The 25911-nt window shown below is 64.5% G+C and carries 23 protein-coding genes; 21 read left to right on the top strand and 2 right to left on the bottom strand.

The window, feature by feature from the left end; all coding sequences use genetic code 11:
• Window positions 1-330: 330 nt before the first annotated feature.
• From sucC to HND55_10685, 9 genes are all read left to right on the top strand, one after another.
• Complete coding sequence (sucC, locus tag HND55_10725) at window positions 331-1494, top strand: ADP-forming succinate--CoA ligase subunit beta (GenBank protein ID QKK03075.1); 1164 nt, start codon at window positions 331-333, stop codon at window positions 1492-1494.
• A gap of 11 nt (window positions 1495-1505) precedes the next feature.
• Window positions 1506-2378, top strand: a complete 873-nt coding sequence (gene sucD, locus HND55_10720) for a succinate--CoA ligase subunit alpha (protein ID QKK03074.1) — start codon at window positions 1506-1508, stop codon at window positions 2376-2378.
• A gap of 98 nt (window positions 2379-2476) precedes the next feature.
• Window positions 2477-4096, top strand: coding sequence for an NAD+ synthase (locus HND55_10715; protein QKK03073.1), 1620 nt, complete (start codon window positions 2477-2479; stop codon window positions 4094-4096).
• Between the two features lie 410 nt (window positions 4097-4506).
• Window positions 4507-6399, top strand: coding sequence for a tetratricopeptide repeat protein (locus HND55_10710; GenBank protein ID QKK03072.1), 1893 nt, complete (start codon window positions 4507-4509; stop codon window positions 6397-6399).
• Entirely contained in the window at window positions 6396-8531 is a 2136-nt protein-coding gene (locus HND55_10705; protein QKK03071.1) for a hypothetical protein, read from the top strand. The genes HND55_10710 and HND55_10705 overlap by 4 nt, the downstream gene beginning before the upstream one ends.
• Window positions 8524-10356 (top strand): hypothetical protein, encoded by a 1833-nt coding sequence (locus tag HND55_10700; GenBank protein ID QKK03070.1) that lies wholly within the window; start codon window positions 8524-8526, stop codon window positions 10354-10356. The genes HND55_10705 and HND55_10700 overlap by 8 nt, the downstream gene beginning before the upstream one ends.
• A complete protein-coding gene (locus HND55_10695; GenBank protein QKK03069.1) occupies window positions 10353-12176 on the top strand; it encodes a hypothetical protein in 1824 nt (607 codons plus the stop codon). The genes HND55_10700 and HND55_10695 overlap by 4 nt, the downstream gene beginning before the upstream one ends.
• Complete coding sequence (locus HND55_10690) at window positions 12173-13993, top strand: hypothetical protein (protein QKK03068.1); 1821 nt, start codon at window positions 12173-12175, stop codon at window positions 13991-13993. The genes HND55_10695 and HND55_10690 overlap by 4 nt, the downstream gene beginning before the upstream one ends.
• A 47-nt stretch (window positions 13994-14040) precedes the next feature.
• Entirely contained in the window at window positions 14041-14475 is a 435-nt protein-coding gene (locus HND55_10685) for a hypothetical protein (GenBank protein QKK03067.1), read from the top strand.
• 2 nt (window positions 14476-14477) lie between these two features.
• On the opposite strand, the gene HND55_10680 is transcribed toward HND55_10685, so the two are convergent.
• Both HND55_10680 and HND55_10675 read right to left on the bottom strand, forming a co-directional pair.
• Window positions 14478-14927 carry a PIN domain-containing protein gene (locus tag HND55_10680; GenBank protein ID QKK03066.1) on the bottom strand — a complete coding sequence of 150 codons (450 nt, stop codon included), beginning with the start codon at window positions 14925-14927 and terminating at the stop codon, window positions 14478-14480.
• 9 nt (window positions 14928-14936) lie between these two features.
• The gene (locus tag HND55_10675; GenBank protein QKK03065.1) at window positions 14937-15173 is read right to left on the bottom strand and encodes a ribbon-helix-helix protein, CopG family; all 237 of its coding nucleotides are present in this window, start codon (window positions 15171-15173) and stop codon (window positions 14937-14939) included.
• Between the two features lie 47 nt (window positions 15174-15220).
• On the opposite strand from HND55_10675, the gene HND55_10670 reads away from it, so the two are divergent.
• From HND55_10670 to HND55_10615, 12 genes are all read left to right on the top strand, one after another.
• Entirely contained in the window at window positions 15221-17107 is a 1887-nt protein-coding gene (locus HND55_10670) for a tetratricopeptide repeat protein (GenBank protein QKK03064.1), read from the top strand.
• A gap of 4 nt (window positions 17108-17111) precedes the next feature.
• On the top strand, window positions 17112-19316 hold the full coding sequence (locus tag HND55_10665) for a hypothetical protein (GenBank protein ID QKK03063.1): 2205 nt from the start codon (window positions 17112-17114) through the stop codon (window positions 19314-19316).
• A 180-nt stretch (window positions 19317-19496) separates the two neighbouring features.
• Window positions 19497-19766, top strand: a complete 270-nt coding sequence (locus tag HND55_10660) for a hypothetical protein (protein ID QKK03062.1) — start codon at window positions 19497-19499, stop codon at window positions 19764-19766.
• Entirely contained in the window at window positions 19750-21612 is a 1863-nt protein-coding gene (locus HND55_10655; GenBank protein QKK03061.1) for a hypothetical protein, read from the top strand. The genes HND55_10660 and HND55_10655 overlap by 17 nt, the downstream gene beginning before the upstream one ends.
• Window positions 21613-21741: 129 nt before the next feature.
• Window positions 21742-21996, top strand: a complete 255-nt coding sequence (locus HND55_10650) for a type II toxin-antitoxin system Phd/YefM family antitoxin (GenBank protein ID QKK03060.1) — start codon at window positions 21742-21744, stop codon at window positions 21994-21996.
• Window positions 21997-22003: 7 nt separating this feature from the next.
• On the top strand, window positions 22004-22429 hold the full coding sequence (locus HND55_10645; protein QKK03059.1) for a type II toxin-antitoxin system VapC family toxin: 426 nt from the start codon (window positions 22004-22006) through the stop codon (window positions 22427-22429).
• Window positions 22429-23145, top strand: a complete 717-nt coding sequence (locus HND55_10640; protein QKK03058.1) for a hypothetical protein — start codon at window positions 22429-22431, stop codon at window positions 23143-23145. Before HND55_10645 ends, HND55_10640 begins: the two co-directional genes overlap by 1 nt.
• 93 nt (window positions 23146-23238) lie before the next feature.
• Window positions 23239-24363, top strand: coding sequence for a hypothetical protein (locus HND55_10635; protein QKK03057.1), 1125 nt, complete (start codon window positions 23239-23241; stop codon window positions 24361-24363).
• A gap of 87 nt (window positions 24364-24450) precedes the next feature.
• Window positions 24451-24687 (top strand): ribbon-helix-helix protein, CopG family, encoded by a 237-nt coding sequence (locus HND55_10630; GenBank protein QKK03056.1) that lies wholly within the window; start codon window positions 24451-24453, stop codon window positions 24685-24687.
• A gap of 14 nt (window positions 24688-24701) precedes the next feature.
• Window positions 24702-25124, top strand: coding sequence for a PIN domain-containing protein (locus tag HND55_10625; GenBank protein QKK03055.1), 423 nt, complete (start codon window positions 24702-24704; stop codon window positions 25122-25124).
• A 75-nt stretch (window positions 25125-25199) separates the two neighbouring features.
• Complete coding sequence (locus HND55_10620; GenBank protein ID QKK03054.1) at window positions 25200-25322, top strand: type II toxin-antitoxin system RelE/ParE family toxin; 123 nt, start codon at window positions 25200-25202, stop codon at window positions 25320-25322.
• A gap of 55 nt (window positions 25323-25377) precedes the next feature.
• Window positions 25378-25752, top strand: coding sequence for a hypothetical protein (locus tag HND55_10615; GenBank protein ID QKK03053.1), 375 nt, complete (start codon window positions 25378-25380; stop codon window positions 25750-25752).
• Window positions 25753-25911 lie beyond the last annotated feature (159 nt).

Raw genomic sequence — 25911 nt, 5'->3', positions numbered from 1 at the left:
CCCTCCAGTGTGCCCGGGTGTTCGGTGCCTGCCTGAATAATGCCTGCAAATAGCCGCGCGGCGCAAATGACTCACCGTGCGGGGACTCGGCTGCTTGAGACACCCGCGCCACTCGACCCCACACGCCCGGCTCAGCATGCATCGGAAGTATAGGCGATTCCGAAACAAGGCCCTTTCTGGTCTTGTTCGGGCACCGAACCGTCGAGCGTGGCATTCCTGGCGTGCAGCGCCGGGTACTGCAACAATGCACGGGTTTGTCCTGCTGGCGGTGATAGAATCCCCCGTCTGGCACGATGCCATTCGAAAACCAACCAAACGGATTGTTGACGCATGAACTTTCATGAGTATCAGGCCAAGAGCCTGTTCGAGGAGTACGGTATACCGGTGCCGCGGGGATTCCTTGCGACGAGCGCCGACGAGGCGGTGGCAGCAGCCGAGCGACTGGGCGGCTCGCAGTGGGTTGTCAAGGCCCAGGTGCATGCAGGGGGACGTGGCAAGGCCGGGGGAGTCAAGCTGGTATCCGGTCTGGATGAAGTGCATAGCGCTGCCGACAGAATGCTGGGCATGCGTATCGAGACTTACCAGACCGGCGGCCGCGCGTTGCCGGTCAACTCGGTGCTGGTGGCCGAAGCCACCGAGATCAAGCAGGAGCTCTATCTCGGCGCGCTTGTCGATCGAGCGCAGAAGGCCGTCGTATTCATGGGGTCGGCTGCCGGCGGCGTCGACATTGAGCAGGTCGCTGCCGACAGTCCTGAGAAAATCGTGACTGCCGCGGTTGATACCGCCGCCGGTTACATGCCCTACCAGGCCAGGCAGATCGGTTTCCGCATGGGGCTCAATGCCAAGCAGGTGCGCCAGCTGGTCAAGATCATGGATGGGCTGTACCGTCTGTTCATTGAAAAGGATATCAGCCTGATCGAGGTCAACCCGCTGATCATTGACGGCCGGGGCGACCTGAGCGCTCTGGACGTCAAGCTCAATGCAGACGACAACGCGCTGTTTCGGCATCCGGAGCTGGCCGAAATGCGCGACGAGTCGCAGGAGGATCCGACCGAGCTCGAGGCCAGCAAACACGAGCTCAATTACGTCACGCTCGACGGCAATATCGCCTGCATGGTCAACGGGGCCGGCCTGGCAATGGCCACCATGGACGTCATCAAGCTTGCCGGCGGCGAGCCGGCCAACTTCCTGGACGTCGGCGGCGGCACCAATGCCGAGCGCGTCAAGGAAGCCTTCAAGCTGATTCTGTCCGGCGACAACGTCAAGGCCATCCTGGTCAATATCTTCGGCGGCATCGTGCGTTGCGACGCCATCGCCGAGGGCATCATCAGCGCGGTCAAGGATGTTCACCTGGACGTGCCGCTGGTTGTCCGCCTTGAGGGCACTAACGTGGAAAAAGGCAAAGAAATGCTCGCCACCAGCGGCTTCGACATCATCCCCGCCGACGATCTCAATGACGGTGCGCGCAAGGCCGTGGAAGCGGCCGGCGCCTGAAGGAATCAGCAATGAGTGTATTGATCGACAGCAAGACCAAGGTCATCTGCCAGGGTTTCACCGGAAGCCAGGGTACCTTCCATTCGGAGCAGGCCATTGCCTACGGCACTCGCATGGTCGGCGGCGTAACACCGGGCAAGGGTGGCCAGGAGCACCTCGGCCTGCCGGTGTTCGACACCGTCGACGAGGCGGTCGAGGAGACCGGCGCCGACGCCTCGATGATTTTCGTGCCGCCGCCGTTCGCCGCCGACGCCATCCTCGAGGCCGCCGATGCCGGCGTGCGCGTGATCGTTTGCATCACCGAAGGCATTCCGGTGCTCGACATGATGCGCGTGAAGGCCGCGCTCAACGGTTACGACGACGTCACCCTGATCGGCCCCAACTGCCCAGGCATCATCACGCCCGACGAGTGCAAGATCGGCATCATGCCGGGTCAGATCCACAAGAAGGGCAAGATCGGCGTGGTCTCGCGCTCGGGCACGCTGACCTACGAGGCGGTCTACCAGACCACCCAGGTGGGCCTGGGCCAGTCGACCTGCATCGGCATCGGCGGCGACCCGATCCAGGGCATGAACTTCGTCGACTGCCTGTCGCTGTTCGAGGAAGACCCGGAAACCGAGGGCATCATCATGGTCGGCGAGATCGGCGGATCGGCCGAGGAAGACGCGGCCGAGTTCATCGCCGATTACGTCAGCAAGCCGGTGGCCGCCTACATCGCCGGCGTGACCGCGCCGCCCGGCAAGCGCATGGGCCATGCCGGCGCCATCATCGCCGGTGGCAAGGGCACGGCCGAAGCCAAGTACGAAGCCCTGGAAGAGGCCGGGGTGACGACGGTGCGCTCGCCGACCGAGCTTGGCGACGCGATTGCAGGTCGCCTGAAGTAAAAGGTGGACGGTTTCCGGTTTACGGTTTACGGGTTCAGAATTCGGGCGTTCGTGCCTGTCAGCACCCGAAAACCGGAAACCGTAAACCGGAAACCGTAATGCTCCGAATTGCACTCGCCCAGGACGACTTCCGGGTCGGCCATATCACCGGTAACCGGGACCGGATTCTCGCGCGCGTTGCTCGCGCTCGCGACGAACTCAGGGCTGATCTGGTGGTGTTTCCCGAGCTGGCGCTGACCGGCTACCCGCCCGAAGACCTGGTGCTGCGCCCCGGTTTCATGAAGGCCAGCGACGCCGCTCTGGCCGAGATCGCCGCAGCGGTCCGTGGCATTGATGTGATCGTCGGCCACCCCCGTGCTGATGCCGAAAAACGCTTCAACTCGGTCTCATGGTTGCGTGACGGCAGGATCCTGGACAGCTATGACAAGTGGGATCTGCCCAACTATGCGGTATTTGACGAGCGACGTTATTTCGTTCCGGGTGACAGTCCCCTCGTAATCGAGGTCGGCGGCGTCAAGGCCGGCGTGATCATCTGCGAGGACACCTGGACGCCGGAGGCCGCGGCGGCGGCGTGCGAGGCTGGCGCGCAGATCATCATATCGGCCAATGCCTCGCCGTTCTATGATGGCAAGCACCGGGATCGCGCCCGCATTCTGGCCCAACGCCACGACGAGACGGGACTGCCGCTGATTTATCTCAACTGCGTTGGCGGGCAGGATGACCTGGTCTTTGACGGGCATTCCCTGGCCGTTGACGGCCACGGCAAGCTCTCCGAACCGGCGCCCTTGTGCGACGAGGCGCTGCTCTGCCTGGATTTCAACGCCGCTACCGGGCGCCTGGACTACCGTCACTGGCCGACAGGTGAAACCGCGCGTCTGCCGGTGATCTGGGAAGTGCTCAAGCGCGGTCTTCGCGATTACGCCCTCAAGAACGGCTTCGAATCGGTGGTGCTGGGCCTGTCTGGCGGGGTCGATTCGGCTTTGACCGCGGCACTGGCCGCTGATGCCCTGGGCCCTGGACAGGTGCTGGCCGTGATGATGCCCTCCAGACATACCTCCGAGCTGTCACTAATTCTGGCCAGCGAGCAGATCGAGCTTATGGGTCTGCGCTTTGAGAATATTTCCATCGAGCCGATCTACCAGGCCCAGCTCAAGCAGCTGGCCGAAGTGTTCGCCGACACCCGGGAGAACTTTACCGAGGAAAATCTCCAGGCTCGCGCCCGCGGCAATATCATCATGGCGCTGTCGAACAAGTTCGGGCACCTGCCGCTTGCGACCGGTAACAAGAGTGAACTGGCGACGGGCTATTCCACCATCTACGGAGACATGTGCGGCGGCTACAGCCCGCTCAAGGATGTCCTCAAGACCGTGGTCTACGAACTGGCCGGGTGGCGCAACACCGTCTCCGAGGCCATACCGCGGGGCGTGATCGATCGCCCGCCCTCGGCCGAACTGGCGCCGGGCCAGACCGACCAGGACAAGCTGCCGCCCTATGACGTGCTCGACGACATCATTACGCGCTACGTCGAGCAGGACCAGTCGATCGCCGAGATCGCCGCGGCCGACGCCGACGAGGCGGTGGTGCGGCGGGTCGCCGGGATGGTGCTAGCGGCCGAGTTCAAGCGCCGCCAGGGCGCCCCTGGGCCGCGCATCACACGCAAGGCTTTCGGACGCGACCGGCGTTACCCCATTACCTCGGGCTGGCGCGACAGCGGTTGATGCAGCCGGCCCTTCCACCGCAGAGCCCTGTCGGGCTTGCCGGCTACAGGCATCAGCCAGATCTGCTCCACCCCTGACGCTGGTTGCCATAAGCAGCGCCGGGGCCACAGATGTCGGATCCCGGGTGCTGGCTATAGCGAATGAGCCGGCAGTTTCTGGTGGTTTCGCGATCGCGGGCCATGTGCTGTGACGCTGTAAAAGTTGAGGTCAATCAAGTATTCTGTGAATTCGGCCACAGCCTGGTTCGGGCTGTTTCGCTGATCTGCGGACAGCGCGAAAGGGAAACACAATCTGATGGCGAATTCTCGGTACCTCTCGGGGAATACCGGCGCAGCGCGTAACGCGTCCATGTGGGGCCGCGCAATCCGCAGATCGGCGGGATGCTCAGCGGTTTCTCCGAGTGTTTCGTGGTGAGTTTCTGGGAGGAGCTCAAGCGCCGCAACGTGCTGCGCGCCGGCCTGGCCTGGCTGGCGCTGTCGTGGCTGCTGATCGCGATCGCCGATCTTCTGTTCCCCTACCTCGGCTTTCCCGACGAAGCGATTCGCGCGCTGATTGTCGGGCTGTTGATCGCGCTTGTGCCGGTGCTGGCGCTGGCCTGGATGCTGGAATTGACGCCGCGGGGGCTGCGCTTCGATCAGGGCCCGGATGGCGACAATCCGGAGAACAAGCGCACGGGTCGTCGTCTTGACCAGTTGACCCTGGCGCTGATTCTGCTGGCGCTGGGCATGTCGGCCATACGCGAGTTCGTGCTGCCCGAAGGCGTCCAGCCGGAGCTGCCCGTGGAAGTGCCCTCGACGGCCGAGCCGAACGCATCGCCCGCGCCTGCTCCACTGCCGCCAGCCCCGCCTGGGCCGGTCGATCCGCACTCGGTCGCCGTGCTGCCGTTTGCCAACATGAGCCCGGAAGCCGAAAACGCGTTCCTGGCCGAGGGCATGGCCGAGGAAATCCTCAATGTCCTGTCTCGCGTTGAGGGGCTGAAGGTGGCCTCTCGAACCTCGTCGTTTTCGTTCAGGGACGAAGCTGTCGGTGTGCGCGAGATTGGCCGTCGCCTGGGCATTGCCCACGTCGTCGACGGCTCGGTGCGCCGCCAGGGTGACCAGGTGCGAATTACCGGCCAGCTGGTCGAGGCGGCCAGCGATCGCCAGCTCTGGTCGGGCAGCTTCGACCGCGAGCTGACCGACATCTTCGAGCTGCAGGAGCAGATCGCCCAGGCGATCGCCGACGCCCTCGCCGATACCCTGGGCATCCGCACGGTGCGCGTTCGCCGGGCCACCGACAACCTGCAGGCCTACGAGTTCTATCTGAGGGGGCGGCAGCTGTTCGCCCAGCGCGGCGCCAGCCTGATGCCGGCGCGCGAGCTGCTGCGCCGCGCCGTCGAGCTCGACCCGGGGTTTGCCGAAGCCTGGGCGGTGCTGGCGGGCACTGAATACGTCCTGCCGTCATATTCGGCCGAGGTTGCAACGGAGGCCGCCAGCGCCCGCGCCCTGGAAGCTGCGGACCAGGCTTTGAGCCGGATAGCCGATGAGCCCAACGCGCTGGCGGTCAGCGCCCGGCTGGCCGCCGACGCGGGGCGGCGCATCGATGCGCTGGGTTTTGCCGAGCGCTCGCTGCAGGAGGATCCAAACAACGCCAACACCTGGATGTGGAAAGGCCTGACTCTGCTCGAGGCCGGGCATGTCGAGGCGGCCCGCGACTGTTTCGAGCGCGCCCGCGAGCTCGATCCGCTCAGCGGCATTCACTACGGCTGGCTGGGCGCCATCGACGTCATCGCCGGTCGGTTCGAGGCGGCTGACCAACGCCTTCGGCGGGCCCGTCAGCTGGGCTGGCGCGGCCCGGCCAGCGCGTGGCTGCTCAAACTGGCGCTCAATGAGAACGGCTTCGGGGAAGTGGCGAAAAGCGCCTTCGACGATTGGGTACACGACGACGAGCGCATCGACGAGCAAGCGCGCGCGATTTACCGCGAAATAGCCCCGACGATGGCCAACCCGGAAACGCGATCAGCCTTGCGCGGCCGACTCGATGCGGCAATGGCCGATATGCCGGACAAGGACTGGACCAACCTGCTGCTGTTTCTGGGGCTGCACGATGCGGCAATCGAGGAGGCGCTCCGGCCCAGGCCGCCGTCGGGGCAGATCGTGCTGATGATGATCTGGTCGCCGTTCGACGAATCCTTCCGCGAACACCCGGACTTCATGCGCCTGGCCAAAGCAAAAGGCCTGGTCGAGTTCTGGCGTCAGCGAGGCTGGCCCGATTATTGTCGGCCGTCCGGAGAGCCGCTGCGACAACTGGAGTGCACCCGATGAGCCTATGGGCCGAGCTTAAACGCCGTAACGTGTTTCGTGTTGCCGCGGCCTATGTCGTGATCGGCTGGCTGATGCTGCAAGTGGCCGACATCGTGCTCGGTTTTACCGGCGCCCCGGACTGGGTCGGCAAGGCGCTGATCGCGTTCCTGGTCATGGGCTTTATTCCGGTGCTGGCTATGGCCTGGGTATTTGAAGTCGGCCCACAGGGCATTCGCGTCGATGACGGCAGCACGCAGCGCAACGTGGGCCCTCAGGCTCGTCGACTGGACGTGATTACCCTGTGCGCAGTGGTGCTGCTGGTGGTGCTGATGATCGTCCAGCACCTCGGCCCGGCGCTGCTGGCGCCCGAATCGGACGCCGGTTCACGGGCTCAGTCAAATCCTGAACCACGTTCGGCGCAGCCATCGCCGCGGCCAGCCGAGCAAAGTCCGGCTGCCGAACTCGATCCCTGGATTCCGTCACCCGGCTCGATCGCCGCGCTGCCGTTCACTAACCGCAGCGCCATGAAGGAGAACAAGTTCTTTGTCGACGGCATCCATGATGAACTGCTGACCGAACTGGCCCGCAACCGGACACTGACCGTGATCTCGCGCACCTCGGTGATGGAATACGCCGAGACGACCAAGAATCTGCGCGAAATCGGCACCGAGCTGGGCGTGGCCAATATCCTCGAGGGCGCGGTGCAGCGCTCCGGCGAGCAGGTGCGCATCACCGTGCAGCTGATCGATGCCTCTACTGATGCCCACATCTGGGCCGAGACCTACGACCGGCAGCTGACGCCTGAAAACCTGTTCGCGGTCCAGACCGACATCGCCGCCGACATCGCGCTGGCGCTGGGAAAACAGATCGCCCCTGGAGCCGAACTCGCCGCCCGCCGGGCCCCGACCGAAAATGCCGAAGCCTACGATTTGTTCCTGCGGGCACGCGGCCAGTTCGTCGATACCAGCGAGCCGGGCATCAACGCCCGCATCGAGCTGTACCGCCGGGCCGTCGACCTCGACCCCGGTTTTGCCGCGGCGATGGGCGAGCTGGGCCGCGAATACACCAACCTGTATTGGTACATCTCGCGCCGCGACAGCCACCGGAAACAGGGCGGCGAGTGGATCGACAAGGCACTCGCGCTTGCGCCCGACGACCCGCGCCTGCGCCTGGCAAAAGCCGAGCACTTCTATCGCGCCGACCTCGATTACGAGGCCGCGCTGGCCGAGCTCGACCGGGCCGTCGGCGGATTGCCCGGCAGCGCCGAGATCCCGATGCTGCGTGCCTGGATCAAGCGCCGCCAGGGGCTGCCGTTCGAGTCCCTGGAATTGCTGCAGGACGCCGCACTGCTGGATCCGCGCTCGGTCGAAGTGCTCAACGCGCTGATCGAGACGCACTGGCTGACCGGCGACCTCGAGCAGGCCCGGCGCTGGCAGCGTCGACTGACCGCCCTGCCGGAGGGCACGGATGCGCTCTGGCGCATCGGCTACACCTGGGCTCGCTTCCGCTATTGGGGCGAGCAGCCGCAAGAGTTGCTCACGATGGAACCTGAAGCGCTTGCCGCTCCGAACAACAGCCTTGTCGGTAGCGATCCGTTTCGCTGGTTTCTGTTCCGCCGCGAATTCGAAAAGTCCGACCGTTATCTGGATGCGCTACAGGGAAGACCGATTTACGATCAATTCGAATGGCAGCCGGTCGAACTCTTTCGTGCCCGCCTGGCCCACGCGCAAGCCAACGCCGATCAGGTCCGGTTGATGTCCGAAGCTGCGCTTGCACGAATCGCGGACCAACTCGAAGTCCAGCCGGACGATTACCGTCTCTACATGGCCCGGGCCCGGGCATTGGCGCTGCTCGGCCGTGCCGACGACGCGCGGCAAGCGATGGACACCGCGTTGGCCCAACCCGTGCCGCAGCGCGATGCGCTGATCGAAGGCGAACTGCGCGCCAAGCAGTTTTTCATCCTCGCCCTGATCGCCGACAGCGAGGAAGTGGCCGAAGCCGTGGAGACCTACCTGCAGCGCGATATGCGCTACTGGGGCTTTGATGGCCTGATCCTCGACCCCGCCTTCGACCGCCACCGCGACCACCCGGCGTTCCGGGCGCTCCAGGCAAGATACTCGCGCAAGGGGCAGGGAGCATCAGTCGATGGCTGACTTGCTCGGCGAACTCAAGCGCCGCAACGTCTTCCGCGTTGGGGGGCTGTACGTGGTCGGAGCCTGGCTGATCGTGCAGGTGGCCGAGACCGTGTTGCCCGCCTTCGATGTGCCGGGCTGGGTGCTCAGGGCGATCATTGTCCTGCTGGCCATCGGGTTTGTTCCGGCGCTGGTTTTTGCCTGGCTGTTCGAGCTGACGCCAGACGGCCTCAAGCGCGATACCGAGGTCAGCCCCGAGCAGTCCATGGCCCCGGTTAGCGGTCGGCGCATGGACCGGCTGATGCTGGTCGGTGTCCTGGCATTGCTTGGACTGCTGCTGGTCGAGTGGTTCTGGCCCTCCGAGGGTGCCGCGCCTGCACTGGCGCCGGCCGTGGCGACCAGCGATGCCTCGATTGCCGTGCTGCCATTTGTCAACATGAGCCCCGATGCCGACAACGTGTTTTTTGCCGATGGCATTGCCGAAGAGCTACTCAATGTTCTGGTCGGGATCGAAGGCTTGAAGGTGGCTTCACGGACCTCGGCGTTTTCGTTCAGGGATTCGGCCACGCCGATCCCCGAGATTGCTCGTCTGCTCGATGTCCGCCACGTGCTGGAAGGCTCGGTGCGCAAGCAGGGCCAGCGGGTGCGGATCACCGCCCAGCTGATCCACGCCGACAGTGACACCCACCTGTGGTCGCAGACCTTCGAGCGTGATCTGACCGACATTTTCCGCGTCCAGGAAGAGATCGCGCGCGCCATCACCACCGCGCTGGAGGACGTGCTGGGCGTGCGCCGGGTTTCGGTAACCCAGCCGACCGCCGATCTGGTGGCCTACGAGCGGTTCCTGCGCGGGCGCTCGGGTTTCTACCAGCGCGTTGGCCTGGACGCCGCGATCGATGATCTGGAGTTCGCGGTCGAGCGCGATCCCGGTTTTGCCGAAGCCTGGGCCTTTCTCGCTGCCGCCAGCCACGTGGCCAGTGCCGGCTGGCCGACCGAGCGTGATCGCGATGTGCTGCGCGCCCAGGCGCCGCTGGCCGCCGACCGCGCGCTGGCCCTGAATCCGGGTCTGGTGGTGGCCCTGGCGGTCAAGGGGGACTGGCTGTTCCGCGAGGGGGATCCGGTCCAGATGGCCGAAGGCCTGCGCCTGCTGGAACAGGCTGCCGACCGGGCCGCCGCGGACACCTCGGCGCGCCTGTGGCTCGGCCTGTCCTGGCTCGACCTTGGTTTCGCACAGCGTGCGCTGCCGCACCTGGTCCAGGCGCAGGCCCGGGATCCTCTGGTGCCGATCAACAACGGCTATCTCGGGCTGGCCCATGCGACGCTGGGGCGCGTGGAAGAGGGCAGGCGACTGGTCCTGCGCGCGGTCGAAGCCAGCGCCCAGGCGTTCTGGGCCTGCGTCATCGCCCTGGAACTGGCCAACGGCGGTGACCCGGCCGCGGCGGCCGATCTTCTCGGCGCCGCGCGGCCGCTGGTCGCAGCGGACGATCGCGAGTTCCTCGACCGGTTGATCGCGGCGCTCGATGACGCCTCTAAGCAGACCGTGTTTCTGGCCGCCAACGCACCCGGCGCGCGCCAGGGCCGGGCGCTGCCGATGCTGGCCGCGCTGATGTTCAGGGATTCCGGGACGGTTTTCGGCCTGGCCGGGCCGCAGGCCTCCTACCAGTTCATGACCAGCAGCAGCTGGCTGCCCTCGCTGCGCTGGGTGCGCGAAGATCCGCGGTTCCTTGCCTTGATGCGCGAGCGTGGCATCGTGGGCTTCTGGGACATGCACGGCTTTCCGCCGGGCTGCCGGCCGGTCGATGACCCGGCCGGCCGCCGGCTCGATTGCAGCGGGCAGGTGCGATGAAGCTGTTGGAAGAACTGAGCCGGCGCAATGTCATTCGCATGGCCGGTCTGTACCTGGTCGTTGCCTGGTTGATCATCCAGATGGCCGAGACTTTGCTGCCGATCTTTGGCGTGCCGGACCGGGTCGTGATCGGGGTTGGTGTGCTGTTGGCCGGCGGATTCATTCCGGCGCTGGTCTTTTCCTGGCTCTACGAGCTCACGCCCGAGGGCGTCAAGCGCGAGAGCGAGATCGCGCCCGAGCACTCGATTGCCTCGACGACCGGGCGGCGCATGGACCGGCTCATTCTGATCGCGACCCTGGCGCTGGTTGCGCTGCTGCTGACAGAGCGGTTCCGGCTCGTCGACGAGGCCGGATCCACGCGCCTGCCGGCGGCAGCCTCGGGCGAGGCCTCGATTGCCGTACTGCCGTTTGTCAACATGAGCCCCGATGCCGACAACGAGTACTTTGCTGACGGCATTTCCGAAGAGCTGCTCAATGTTCTGGCCGGGATCGAGGGCCTCAAGGTCGCTTCGCGAACCTCGGCGTTTTCGTTCAAGGACAGGGACACCCCGATGGCCGAAATCGCCCGCCTGCTCGGCGTTGGTCACGTGCTGGCCGGCTCGGTCAGAAAACAGGGCCAGCGGGTGCGCATCGCCGCCCAGCTGGTCCATGCCGACAGTGATAGGCAACTGTGGGCACAGACCTACGAGCGCGATCTGGTCGATATCTTCGGCGTGCAGCAGGAAATCGCCCAGGCGATCGCGACCGGGCTGGAGGGGCTGCTCGGCAAGCGTCAGGTCGAGGTGACGGTACCGACCGCCAATCTCGAGGCCTACGAGCGTTTCCTGAGCGGTCGTGCGCGCTTTCATCGCCGCGCCGAGCTGGCCGAGGCACTTGCCGATCTGAGCTTCGCGGTGGAGCTGGATCCCGAGTTCGTCGAGGCCTGGATCTACCTGGCCGCGACGCATTCGGTCTCGCCGTACTACATCCGCACGCTGCGGCCGATTGCCACCAACGCGGCCGCTGCGGCCGCCCTGCAGCAGGCTTTCCGGCTGGCTCCCGACCATCCTCTGGGGCTGGCCGTCGAGGGGCAGCTGCTGACCGAGTCTCGCGATCTGATTGGTGCTCTGGATCGCTTGCGCGAGGCGGCTGAACGCAGCAGGCTGGATCCCACGCCGGTGATGTGGCTGGGCTACCTGCTGCTGCGCAGCGGTTACATCGATGAGGCCATTGGCGTGCTCGAACAGGCCAAGCGCATGGACCCGCTGGCCGGAATCAACCATGGGCAACTGGCCATTGCCTATCTGTCGGCGGGCGATCGGGCACGCGCCGAGGCGGAAGCCGCACTGTCGCTGGAGCGCGGATGGGCGCCGGCCCAATACATCATCGCCATGGATTTGCTGGGCAGCGGTGAGCGCGAACGGGGCATTCAGGCCCTGACCCGGTTCCTGCGGCCGCGGTGGCCAGCAGGCCTGGATTCTGAACAGTGGTTGCCGTTCAAGGCGGCGCTGGAAGAGCCGGGCCGGGTTGATGCCTTCTGGCAGACCACCCCGAAACCCTACATGCTCGAAGAGGCCATCGGCCTGGGGCGCCTGGATCTGCTTGTTGACCATCTGGACCAATCGGATTATTCGGATCTGAACAACCAGGACTTCTGGTTCTGGCTGCGCTCGGCCTGGTTGCCGTCAACGGCCGCGCTGCGCGAGGACCCGCGCTTTTTTGCCGCAGCGCTCGATCTCGGTCTGGTGTCGCTGTGGGAAGCGCGCGGCTACCCGCCCGGCTGCCGGCCCGTCGACGGCCCCGAAGGCCGCCGCCTGGATTGTTCGGAGTTTCCGCAATGAACCTGTTCACCGAACTCAAGCGAAGAAACGTCTTCCGCGTCGCGGTGTTCTATATCCTCGCGGCCTGGGTCGTCGTCCAGGTGGCCGAAACGCTGTTGCCGGTGTTCGACGTGCCGGATACCGCGATCCGAATCATCGTGCTGATCCTGGCGCTGGGTTTTCCATTAGCCATCGTGTTTTCGTGGGTGTTCGAGCTGACGCCCGAGGGACTCAAGCGCGACAAGGACGCGCGGGTGGGTCCCGAGATCAAGCAGCAGACCGCGCGCAAGCTCAACTGGGCGACTCTGATCGCCGCGGTGCTGGCGATCGGGTTGCTGACCACGGACCGGCTGATGCCGGAGCGGGTCCTCGAGGCAACAGCGAGCGGCTCGACAACGCACGAGTCGGCAAGTACGGCAGGCGCAAATCCGGCCACCGAATCCTACGCCACGTCGATCGCCGTCCTGCCGTTCGTCAACATGAGCGGCGATGCGCAGAACGCGTATTTCGCCGACGGCATTTCCGAGGAACTGCTCAACGTGCTGGTCCGCGTGGACAAGCTCGGCGTGGCGTCACGGACCTCGTCGTTCGCCTACAAGGGGCGCGGGATGCCGGCCACCGAGATCGCGAGCGAACTGCGAGTCAACCACATCCTCGAAGGCAGCGTGCGCAAGGCCGGCAATCGCGTGCGTATCACCGCGCAGTTGATCGATGCCCTCAACGACCGCCACCTGTGGTCGGAGACCTACGACCGCGAACTGACCGATATCTTCGCGATCCAGGACGAGATTGCCAATGCGATCGTCGACGCGCTGCGCGGCACGCTCGGTAGCGACGAGGAACTCAACGCCGTCGAGGTCCTCGCCGATACCGACGACATCGGCGCCTACGAGCTCTACCTGCAGGCACGCGAGATGTTCCGCGATCGCACCGATCTGCCGGAGGCTTTTCGTCTGTTCGAGCGTGCGGTCGAGCTCGATCCCGAGTTTGCGCGGGCCTGGGAGGGCATGGCGGCCGTGGGCGCGGTCATCGAGGACTGGGGTTTCGTCGATCGGCCTTACAGCGAGATGGCGGCGACCGCCGCCGATCGTGCGCTAGCGCTGGATCCGACGCTGTCGATGCCCTGGTCGGTCCAATCGATACTGGAGAACCAGAACCGGCCGATCGACTTTACCGAGGCGCTGCGGCTGGCCGACCGCGGGATCGAGGCCGACCCGAACAATGCCACGGCCCGGCTGTGGCGCAGCATTCACTGGATGAACCTGGGTTTCTTCGACCGTGCCCTGGCCGACCAGGACCGCTGCCTGGACATAGACCCCGTCTACGAGAACTGCCGGCGCTTCAAGGCGCTGAGCCTGCAATTCATGGGCAAACCCGACGATGCGCTGGCCGTGTTCCTCACCGGCGTCGAGAACGGCTTCGTCCGAAACCGCGGGCTCAGCTTCATTCGCCCTCTGCTCGATCGAGGGCAGCCAGCGATGGCCGTGATGTTGATGATGATCGACCAGAAGTCCCCGAAATGGCAGCAGGCCATGTTCGAGTTCCATCGGACCGGCCGCGCTCCGGCCAATGTTCGCGAGGTCGTCGAAGGATCGGGCGACCTGAGCAAGTACCACGCCATGAATTACCTGACGCTCGGGGCCTACGACCTGGCCGCCGATGTCCCGGAAATGAGTGAATCGACCCTGGTGTACTGGGATCCGTCGCTGCCCGGACTTCGAAATTCAGACGCGTTCAAGCGCATCCTGGATCGCTTCGGCGTTCCGGCGCACTGGCGCGTAAACGGCTTCCCGCCGCAGTGCCGGCCGCTCGGCGTGGATGACTTCGAATGCGACTGACGCCATGAACCTGTTCGCGGCACTCAAGCACGCGCCACGGCATTCGCATGGCGCTTCTTTCGCTCCGCGAAAACCGCACCATGCTCATTGCCTGCACGCGCCACGGCATTCACATGGCGCTTCTTTCGCTCCGCGAAAACCGCACCATGCTCATTGCCTGCACGCGCCACGGCATTCGCATGGCGCTTCTTTCGCTCCGCGAAAACCGCACCATGCTCATTGCCTGCACGCGCCACGGCATTCGCATGGCGCTTCTTTCGCTCCGCGAAAACCGCACCATGCTCATTGCCTGCACGCGCCACGGCATTCGCATGGCGCTTCTTTCGCTCCGCGAAAACCGCACCATGCTCATTGCCTGCACGCGCGACGGCATTCGCATGGCGCTTCTTTCGCTCCGCGAAAACCGCACCATGCTCATTGCCTGCGCTGCACGGTGTTTCGGGGCGGGGCGGCAAACAACGCGTCGGCAGAGCGCCCCTTGACCTTATCCGCTCTGCGCCGCCCGCAGCGGATCGACCACCTGCAGAAATCCGAAGCGGTGGAAATCGCTGTCGCGGGTCACGATGCGGGCGATGCCGTGCTCGCGCATCAGGACGGCAATATGCAGGTCATGCATGAAGTTGCCACGCGCTTCCGGCAACTCGTCCAGGCATTGCCCGAGCACGGCCGCGTGCCGCCGCGTCGCGGTGAGCATGCTCAGTCCGGGGCAGGCCAGCAGGGTTCGGATGAAGCCCCAGGCCGCCTGACTGGTCCAGGGATTGCGATAAACCCGCCGGTGGGTGGCCACACGCAGGAATTCGTAGCAGATGCCCCAGGTCAGAAACCACGGCGCTGCCTGTCCGCGCGCCTGTTCGATCAGTTCCCGGCACGGCCCATGAAATTCACTGTCGGCATCGACCGCATACAGCAACACATTGGTGTCGATGACGAACATACGAGCGGCTCAGCTGCCCTTGTTCATCCGTTCATCCAGCGCATCGCGGTCGGCTACGTCGACAAACGCGCCGCCGCTGTGCCACTGCGGCAGCGGCTCTCGTACCTGATCGATATCTTGCTCGGGCTCGTCAAGCACCCGTCTCAAGCCGGCCTCGACCAGCTCCGACATGGTGCGACCCTGGCGCGCAGCTTCCTCGCGCAGGCGTTGCATGACGCTGTCGTCGATATTCAGGGTAGTCTTCATATGGAAAAGCATATCACTGATATGGCGATATTCCAAGGGGCGCCGAGATGAGTCTCTGGGCCGAACTTAAACGCCGGAATGTGTTCCGGGTTGCGCTGTTCTACATCGTCTCGGCGTGGGTCGTCGTCCAGGTGGCCGAAACGCTGCTGCCGGTATTCGACGTGCCGGATACCGCGATCCGCATCATCGTGCTGATCCTGGCGCTGGGTTTTCCATTGGCCATCGTGTTTTCGTGGGTCTTCGAACTGACGCCCGAAGGCATCAAGCGCGACAAGGACGCGCGCGTCGATCCGGAAACCAAACAACAAACCGCCCAGAAACTCAACTGGGCGACGCTGGTCGCCGCCCTGCTGGCAATCGGTCTGCTGGTGGTCGACCGGATGATGCCTGAACCGGTTGCTCGTCCCGTCGTCCAATCCTCGGTCCCGGAAGGGGGCGCACCGACCGCCTCCGATATGCCGCAGTCCGACGAACCGGACCAGGCCTCGATCGCGGTCCTGCCGTTCGCTGATCTGTCGCCCGAGGGCAATCAGCAGTACTTCTCCGACGGCATCGCCGAGGAAATTCTCAACGTGCTGTCGAGGATCGAGTCGCTCAACGTCACCTCGCGCACCTCGGCCTTCGCGTTCAAGAGCCAGAGCGAGCTGAGCATCCGCGATATTGCCGAGGAACTGCAGGTCCGTCACGTGCTCGAGGGATCGGTGCGCAAGGCCGCCGACACCATCCGGATCACCGCCCAGCTGATCGACGCGCGGACTGATCAGCACCTGTGGTCGGAAACCTACGATCGCCGGCTGAGCGCCGAGAACGTATTCGCCATCCAGGACGAGATCGCCCAGGCCATCACGGATGCACTGGCCGAGCGCCTGGACGTCGCGATCGAGGGCGGCGGGGCATCGGGAGGCACCGATGACATCGATGCCTACGAAGCGTTCCTGGCCGGGCGCGAACTGTTCATCAATCGCAACTACGAGAACCTGCCGCGTGCAATCGAACTGCTCGAGCGTGCCGTCGAAGCCGACCCCGGCTTCGCCCGAGCGCACGGCTGGCTGGCCATGGCCTACGTCGTCTCGCCGTCCTGGGGGTTTCTCGATCGCGACTACAAGGATCTTGGGCGTCGATCAGCCGAACGCGCGCTGGAGCTCGACTCGGACAACGTCGCCGCGCTGACTGCCTCGGCGTTTTTCGTGCGCGAGCATCCGGTCGAAGACTACGCGCGGGCGATTGAGCTCTACGAACACGCCATCGCAATCGACCCACAATTTACGACAGCGCACGTCTGGCTCGCCCAGACCTGGCGCAACCTTGGTTTCTTCGACAAGGCCGACCGGGCCGTGGAACGCTGCCTGGAGGTCGATCCCGAATACCCGATCTGTATCTACACTTACGCCGAGATCGCGTCATTGCAAGGGCGCTACGGCGTCTCCATCGAACGTCTCAAGAAGATCTTCGAAACCAGCCACCAGGAAGCCTACCCCCAGTTCCTCGGCGCCGTGGCTGCCGAGGGCGACGAGATGCTGTTGCTGCTGATGCTGCGCGAACTGGCCGACATGGTCGGCCCCGGGTCGCGCTGGATGGTGGCCGACCTGAAGCGGGCGCTCGGCGACGAAGATTATGACCGGACGGAAGCGCTGGATCGACTCGAAGCCCGAATCCGCTCCGAACTCGCGCCCGGCGAGACACCGCCCGACCCCTATATCGCGACCGCCTACACCCTGGCCTTCGGTGCGTTCGACCGCGTGCCGGCGGAAGAAGAAAGCGAGGCGACCGGCTGGTGGTGGTTCCGGGGCTATCCGGGAATGAAAGACTCGCCACACCGCAAGCGCGCGATGATCGCTCGCGGCTTGCCCGACTACTGGCACGAACACGGCTTCCCGGATGTCTGCCGCCCGATCGTCACCGCAAGCGGCGCGGACGACTTCGAATGCGAGTGACGCCATGAACCTGCTGAACGAACTCAAGCGCCGCAACGTCTTCCGGGTGGCCATTGCCTATGGCGTAATCGCCTGGTTCATCATCCAGGCCGCCGACATCATGCTGGACAACTTCGGCGCGCCGGCGTGGGTGTTCAAGACCGTCACCGGGCTGTTGGTGCTGGGCTTTCCGCTGGCGCTGTTTCTGTCCTGGGCCTATGAGCTCACGCCCGATGGCGTGAAGAAAGCGGAGGATCTGGTAACGGAAGATGCGGCTGAGGCGGCTGCACCCCGCCGCCGTAACGGCTCGTTCGCATTGATCCTGCTGCTTACTGCCGCCGCCGCAGCGGGTCTGACCTGGCTGGCGCAAAGCAATCCGGAGCCCTCCGCACAACAGGCCAGCGTTTCTGTCGATGTGCAGGCACAGGCGGAATCACTGACCAACACCGGAGTCCTGTTTGCCAGCATCCAGGCGCCGGCGGGCACGCGCATCGATTTTCTGGGCGATCTGGCCGGCCCGCCGGTGGTCTCACCGGATGGCCGCATGATCGCGTTTGTCGCCTCCGGCGCGGATCAGGTGCGCCGCCTGTGGGTGCGCGCGCTGGACCAGCCCGATCCGCGCGAGCTGGCCGGAACCGATGGCGCGATGTTCCCCTTCTGGAATCCGGATAGTCGAGAGCTGGCCTTCTTCGATGGCCGACAGCTGCGTCGCTACGACCTCGCCAGCGACACCATCATCAACGTGGCCGCAGTCGGCGCCGCGCGCGGTGGTGCCTGGACCGAAGACGGCCGCATCGTCTACACCCATGACTTTCGCAGCGGCCTGTCGATCATTGGCGCCAATGGCGGCGAACCCGCGCCGCTTACAACGCTCGATGAGAGCCCGCATACCAGCCACCGCTGGCCGTTTGTGATCGCCGGAACCAATCAGTATCTGTTCACCGCCGTGACCGCTGTGCTCGACGATATGGACAACAACGGCATCTATCTGGGTACGCTGGATTCCGATGCGCCACCCAGACGCCTGATGGCATCCAACTACAGCGCGGCCTGGATCGACGGCTGGCTGCTGCATGTGAGCGACGGCGTGCTGCTCGCCACCCCGATGGATCTGGAGTCGGCCACGGGCAGCGGTCGCCCCGTTGCCATCGCCGGCGGCATCGCAGCCGATCTGTCCATATGGCACGGGCAGTTTTCGGCCAGCGCCTCTGGCGTTCTGGCGCTGTACCGCCCGTCCGGTTCGGAGACAGCCGGCGTTCAGCTTGGCTATGGACAGGCCTGGCAAGGAGGTCGCGTGTCCCTGTTTGCCTACAACGGCCGGCGCGTGACCGGCTACACCGCCGGCGCGCAGGTCCTCAGTACATCGTTGAGCCGGGATGGCCGCATTCTGGCGATGGCGATGGTCTCGCCCAACGAATCGAGCGATCTTTGGACCCGGCCGACCGGATGGCAGCAGGATCTGGAAGAGACGGTGTCGGGGTTTTCCCTGCCCCCGCAGCGCCTGACTTTTCTACCGGGCAGCGAAGAGCGACCCGTCTGGTCGCCGGACGGGACTGAACTGGTGTTCCGATGGGATGGGGACGCCGGAAATCCACGCGGCCTCTATCGCATGCGCATCGGTGGCGGCGCGCACACGCTGGTCCGTGACAACCAGGGCGCCGACGATCACCCCACGGACTGGACGGCGGATGGACGTTTCCTGATTATCAGCACCGACTCCATACTGGCCTCAGACCGCAACGACATCATGGCCGTGCCGCTGGACGGCGGGACGGAGATTCCGCTGATCACCGAGCCCGGCCCGCAATTCAATGGCAGGGTCTCGCCGGATGGGCGTTGGTTGGCTTATCAGGACACGAGCGGCACTTCGAGGATTTATGTCGTCCCGTTCGTGCCGGCCTGGCCGGAAGGCCAGCGCCAGCGCAAATGGCTGGTGGCTGATAACAAAAGCTATGTGCCGCGGTGGAGCCTCGAGGGCGATGAGCTGTTCTTTGTCACCGAGACCGGTACGCTGATGGCAGTGGACATCGAGGCGACGGCGGACGAGTTTTCTTTTTCAGCGCCACGGGTATTGTTCCAGACACCGTGGCAGCGGGGCGGCACGTACGACCCGACGCCGAATGCGGCAGAAAACCCGAACTCGTTTGTCTTCATCGACAGCGACCCGGGTCCTGAAGCGCCGATCTCGCTGATTGTGAACTGGCAATCGCTGCTCAAGGAGGCGGAATGATTCTGCGTATCGCAAGCGCATTGCGGCGCCGGGTGGTGGTGCTGTTCGAAGACGTCTACCCGACGCTCGAGTTGTACAACCAGTTCGAACGATCCACGGTCCTCGACCTGATGCGACCGGTGTACTTGACTCGGCGGCAAGGCCGAGGCTGTTCCCGGCGGAGCTGAAGCATGAATATTGTTGCCGAACTCAAGCACGCGCGACGGCATTCGCATGGTGCTTCTTTCGCTTCGCGAAAACCGCACCACGCTCATTGCCTGCACGCGCGACGGCATTCGCATGGTGCTTCTTTCGCTTCGCGAAAACCGCACCATGCTCATTGCCTGCACGCGCGACGGCATTCGCATGGTGCTTCTTTCGCTTCGCGAAAACCGCACCATGCTCATTGCCTGCGCTGCAGGGCGTTTCGGGTGCTGGTCAAGGAGAGCATTCGATGAATCTATGGGATGAACTGCAACGCCGCAATGTGTTCCGGATCGCCCTGTTCTACATCGTCTCGGCCTGGGTGGTCGTTCAGGTGGCCGAGACCGTGCTGCCGATGTTCGACGTGGCCGACAGTGCATTGCGCGCCATTGTGATCATCCTCGCGCTGGGCTTTCCGCTGGCAATGGTCTTTGCCTGGGTTTTCGAGCTGACTCCTGAGGGCCTGAAGCGCGACAAGGATGTCGAGGTCGATCACGAGACCAAGCAGCATACGGCGCACAAGCTGAACTGGGCGACGCTGATCGCTGCCGTGCTGGCGATCGGACTGCTGGTCGCCGACCGGTTGATGCCGGAACCCTCTGTAGCAACGGCCGAACCGGCGCTGGCCAACCTGGATTCTCCGGCTGACCGGGTGTCTGCCGAGGCCGACGACGCCGTAGATCCCGCCTCGATCGCCGTGCTGCCGTTCGAGGACCTGTCGCCGAACGCCGACCAGGGCTACTTCTCCGACGGTATCGCCGAGGAGATCCTGAACGTGCTGGTGCGCATCGACGGGCTTGAAGTCGCGAGCCGGACTTCGGCGTTCCGCTTCCGCGACCGCGACGACATCGGCATTCCCGGCATCGCGCGCGAGCTCGAGGTCCGCCACGTGCTGGAGGGCAGCGTGCGCAAGGCAGGCGACGCGATCCGCGTCACCGCCCAGCTGATCGACGGCGATAGCGACAAGCACCTGTGGTCGGACACCTACGACCGGTCGCTGACCGCCGAGAACGTGTTCGCCATCCAGGACGAGATCGCGACCGCGATCGTCGAAGCCCTGCGCGGATCGATTGCGCTGCCGGGCGCCGAAGCGCTCGAGGTCGGCGCGCGTACCGACAGCCTCGACGCCTACGAACTTTACCTGGAGGCGCGTGCGCTCTACAACGCGCGGAACCGGATGGACCGCGCCGATGAACTGCTGGCCCGCGCCGTGGAACTCGATCCCGATTTCGCCGCGGCCTGGGCGATCCGGGCCGCGATCCACGTGCTGGACGACGAGTACGGCGACCTGGGCCTCTCCCGGGACCTGTCCGTTGCACGCTTCGAAGAGTACGCGGCAGCCGCGTTGGCCAACGATCCGGACAACGCGCTGGCGATCGCGGTGCTGGCGTTAGGCCGCCTGACCGAAGCGCGTTTCGGCAGGGCCAGGCACGGCATCTCGCAGATCATCGACGACCTGGAGCGGGCGATCGCCCTCGACCCGAAGAATGCCTCGGCGCGCAACTGGCTGGGTGTCAGCTATGGCGAAACCGGCGAACTGGAAGCCGCGCTGGCGCAGTTCCAGGCATGCAACGAAGACGATCCGTACTACGCGCCCTGCGCCGAGAACGTTTACGACACGCTGACCAGCCTGGGACGCATGGACGAGGCGTTGGCGGCCTATCTGCGGGCGCTGGATGCCGGGGCGACCACCGATGAGTGGCTCAGTCTCCCGCTGCTGGCCCGTTTCGACCTGAAAGCACACTTCATGTTCGTGACCAACCAGTCCCTGTACCTGCCGGGCTGGCGCCGGCACGCCGAACTCTGGGCGGCCTGGAAAAGCCTGGAGGGCGACCACGAGGCGCTCGCGCGCGAGATCCGGGCCTACGCCGACGAGCACCTGGACCTGGCAGACAACAGCAGCCACGTGGTCAACCTGCTTGTACCGCTGGGCGGTTCGTTCGACCTGACCCCGTTCAGCATCCTGATCTGGGGCGAGGCCTACGGCAAGTACCGGCAGTCGTCGGAATTCAGAAAGCGCGTCCAAGACCTCGACATCCATGCCTACTGGCGCGAGAACGGCTTTCCACCACAGTGCCAAGCAGTCGGAGAGGATGACTTCGAATGCGAGTGACGCCGTGAGCCTGTTTTCCGAACTCAAACGCCGGAAGGCGTGTTGATCCGCGCGGCGGAGACGAACGCCCAACGAGAGCTCAAATCAAATTGTAGTATTATATCTACAAATCCCCGCGGAGGACCGAATATGAGCATCAAGAACGTTTCCAGTCGCGAATTCAATCAAGCCGTCAGCAGGGTCAAGAAGTCGGCCGGTGATGGGCCGGTATTTATTACCGAGCGCGGCCGGCCATCGCACGTGTTAATGACCATCGAGCACTACCGGCGACTGTCCGGTGCCCCGGCATCGCTCGCCGATGCGCTGGCCATGACGCCCGAGGCGGCCGAAGTCGCATTGGACATCCCGCGGCTCGATGAGCCGGCGCGACCGGCCGAGCTGTGAAAACGTCATGGCCCTTCTGCTCGATACCAACGTGATCTCCGAACTACGCAAGGTCGCGGCCGGCAAGGCCGATGAGCGGTTCGCCGCCTGGTCGCGCCGGACCGAGATCACCGACTGCTGGCTGTCGGTGATCAACATCCAGGAACTGGAGATCGGCGTCTGCCTGGCCGAACGGCGGGATGACAACAGCGGCGCTGTATTGCGCGAATGGCTGGAGCAGCAGGTTCTTGTCACCTTTCGGGACCGGATCCTGGCGGTGGATCTGGCCGTGGTGCGCCTGAGCGCGCGCTATCACGTGCCCGATCCGGCGCCGGTGCGCGACGCCCTGATCGCGGCGACGGCCATCGTTCACGGACTTGCTGTTGCCACGCGCAACGTCGGTGACTTCCAGCGTAGCGGGGTCGAATTGATCAATCCCTGGGAGCCGCATTGATGAACCTGTTCACCGAACTCAAACGCCGCAATGTGTTCCGGGTCGCGCTGTTCTATATCGTCGCGGCCTGGGTCGTGATCCAGGTGGCCGAGACGCTGCTGCCGGTGTTCGACGTGCCGGACACCGCGATCCGCATCATCGTGCTGATTCTGGCGCTGGGCTTTCCATTGGCCCTGGTGTTTTCGTGGGTGTTCGAAATGACGCCCGAGGGCATCCGGCGCGAAAAGGATGCCGAGGTCGATCCCGAAACCAAACAACAAACCGCCCAGAAACTCAACTGGGCGACGCTGATTGCTGCTGTGCTGGCGATCGGGCTGCTGGTGGCCGACCGGTTGCTTCCCGGGCCGACGGCGCCGGCGACGCCGTCGCCCGCGTTGGCGAACGATGCTGTCACCGACGCTGCATCGACGGCTACCAGGCCCGATCCGGTCTCGATCGCGGTGCTGCCGTTCATCGACCTTTCGCGCGAAGGCGATCAGGCCTACTTCTCCGAAGGCATTGCCGAGGAAATCCTCAACGTACTGGCCGGGATCGACGGCCTGCGCGTGGCGTCGCGGACCTCATCATTCCTTTTCAAGAACGAGAACAAGTCGATCCCGGTCATTGCCGAAACGCTGGGCGTGGCCTATGTGCTTGAAGGCTCGGTGCGCAAGGCCGGCGATCGGGTGCGGGTCATGGCCCAGTTGATAGGCGCCGGCAGCGACGCGCACCTGTAGTCGGATACCTGGGACCGCGAGCTTTCGGCCGAGAACCTGTTCGCCATCCAGGACGAAATCGCCAATGCGATTGTTGCCGCGCTCGGCGAGACGATGGGGCTGGCGCGCGGCACCGCGGTTCAGGTGACGGCCACTACCGCAAATCTGGACGCCTACGATCTGTACCTGCAGGCGCGTCAGTCGCGTTCCGTGCTGTCGCCGGAAAGCGCAAGCTTGCGTGTCGAATTGCTGCAACAGGCCGTCGAACTCGATCCGGAATACGCCGACGCGTGGGGCGAGCTCGCATTTTCACTCGCCGTCTTGCCCAGTTGGGACCACTCGCTGGCACTGCCCCCTTATCAGCACCGCGCCCTGGCAGCAGCCGAACGGGCTCTGGCGCTGGATCCAGACAATACCGAAGCCTGGTCCGCGACGCTGACGGCCTACGGCTATCTCAACCGGTGGGAGGATTTTTCCGAAGCGCTCGAGTCGATCAAGAAGCGGATACCCGACTTCGACGCAACGCCGCAAACCTGGCTGGCGCAGGGTTATCTGGAAAAGGCCCGGATCGCGGCTCTAAGGAAACAAGACGAGGATCCGGAGCAGCGGCAATTCTGGGTGCTGATCGAGGGGTTGGCGCTGGAGGCCATGGGCGAGGCTGAACGGGCGTTGGACAAGCTGGAGTCGGCCGTTTTGTATGGCTACCAGGGCAGTGCCGAGGGCAACATGGCCGATATCTACCGGCGGCTCGGTGAGACGCCGGCGGCCAACGCGCTGTTGTCACGGGATCTGGCCAGTCGTGATCCCGACCTGATTCCTCTGCTGCCCTACCTGCACGATCTGCTGGAAGGCGATCTGTCACCCGGATCGCCCGACGCCCGCCGATTCATCGCCGTGGCCCGCGAACTCGGCTTCGATGCCGACGCGCTGGCGCAGCCGAGTTCGACCTACGGGCTGCGCGTCCCGCGTGAGATTGCGGTCGCGCTGGGCCATGCCGATGCGGTCGCGCGCACCTACTTTGCCGACCCGGAATCGAATGAACCCGGCGGAAATTCTCCGCGCTTCTGGATGTGGACGCCGAAGCTCAAGCACTTCCGCCAGTCCGAGGCCTTCCGACAGCGCATTCGCGACAGCGGCATGCTGGATTATTGGCGCGAGCACGGCTGGCCGGACCTTTGCCGACCGATTGTCGCCACAAGCGTCAGCGATGAGCGGGAAGACGACTTCGAATGCGATTGATTGCGCGCCCAGGTCCGATTCGAAGCCGGGACAGAACTACGTGCTACACTGATGCTGTGCTCAACAGGCACTTCGGAGGATACTGACATGGCCAATCTCACCCTCAGTCTCGATGATGAACTGCTGCAAAAGGCGCGCGAGGCGGCGGTGCGCGAGCACACCTCGGTTAATGCGCTGGTGCGTGAGTATTTGACCCAATACGTGAATGCCCGCGAGCGCCGCTTGCGCGCGCTGGATGCGCTGGACGCGGTGGCCGAGCGGACCGATTCGGCCAGCGACCAGCGCTGGTCGCGCGAGTCCTTGCACGAACGCCAGACCGGCTGACGAGTGGGTCGCGAGTGCGGGTCTTCATCGACACCAATCTTTGGGTCTACCGGCTGGATCGTCGCGAGCCCGAAAGAATGGCGTTCATCCGCGGCTGGTTGCGAGAGCTGGCGTGCGAGCACCAGATCATCATCAGCACCCAGGTGTTGATCGAACTGCGCTCGGTGTTGACGCGCAAGCTCAAGCCCGCGCTGTCGTGGCACGACGCCGGCGCCGCGCTCGAAGCGCTGGCCGAATTCGAGGTCGTGCCCGCCAATGCCAGCCTGATCCTCGACGCGCACGAGCTCTCTCGCACCTGGAAGCTTTCGTGGTTCGATGCGCTGATCGTCGAGGCGGCGATTCGCTCCGGTTGCCAGCGGCTGTATTCCGAAGACCTCGATCATCGACAGGTGATTGAAAGATTGAAGGTGGAAAACCCTTTCGTCTCCGCGGAGTAGTGGGCACGGCACGCTGATCGACGACTACACCGAGCGCGCGCCTGAAACCCCGGACTCGGCCGACCCGCCGAGCAGTTGAGCGCCGGACTGCGCCGCTACGAGTATCGCTCTCACATCATTCTCTATCAGGCCGTTGACTCCGAGGTCCTGATCGTGCGCGTCCTTCACTATCGCATGGATGTCAGACGGCACCTCTAATGCGCGCGCCTTACGGCACTGGATTTGGTGCCGGTGAGCAACTACGATCGAATTCATGATCGATTTCATTTTCGAGCATTATGTCGGTGTGGCGCAGGTCACGATTGCCAGCGTGCTGCCGCTGATGCTCGTAGCGATCCTGGTCACAAGAAAGACCGGCAGGCTTCAGGCGGCCGGGCTGGCGTTGGTCGCCTATCTCGCGATTGTCGCATTGGGGATGTCGGGCAACATCAAGCACCTGAACCTTGTCGGCGTTGTCCACGCGCTGATCGCCTTCGCGATTGCGGCGCTGGTGGCAAGGCATCTGGACGTCCGTGCAGCCTGGCTGCTTGCGGTCCCCTGTGTCTTCATCGTGGTCGTCGTGCTCTTCAACATGGCAAACGAGGACTTGGGGCTTGAATTGATGGGGCGCTGGAACAGTTCCGGGTAGCAGGGCAGCCCGGGCCGCCGAGTTGGACGACGCTATGTGCGGCTTCGAGCCGCTGCGTCGGAGATTGTTCCTGCCATCGAAAATGTGATATATATCAAGTTTTAGGGGTTTTCGACGCCGTATGCGGACCCTGAGGTGGCGACGCGGCCCATGAAACGA

The sequence above is a fragment of the Pseudomonadota bacterium genome (genome assembly GCA_013285445.1).
GTDB lineage: Bacteria > Pseudomonadota > Gammaproteobacteria > Xanthomonadales > Wenzhouxiangellaceae > Wenzhouxiangella.
The sequence above is the reverse complement of the archived record's forward strand: the minus strand, read 5'-3'. Positions and strand labels throughout refer to the sequence as shown.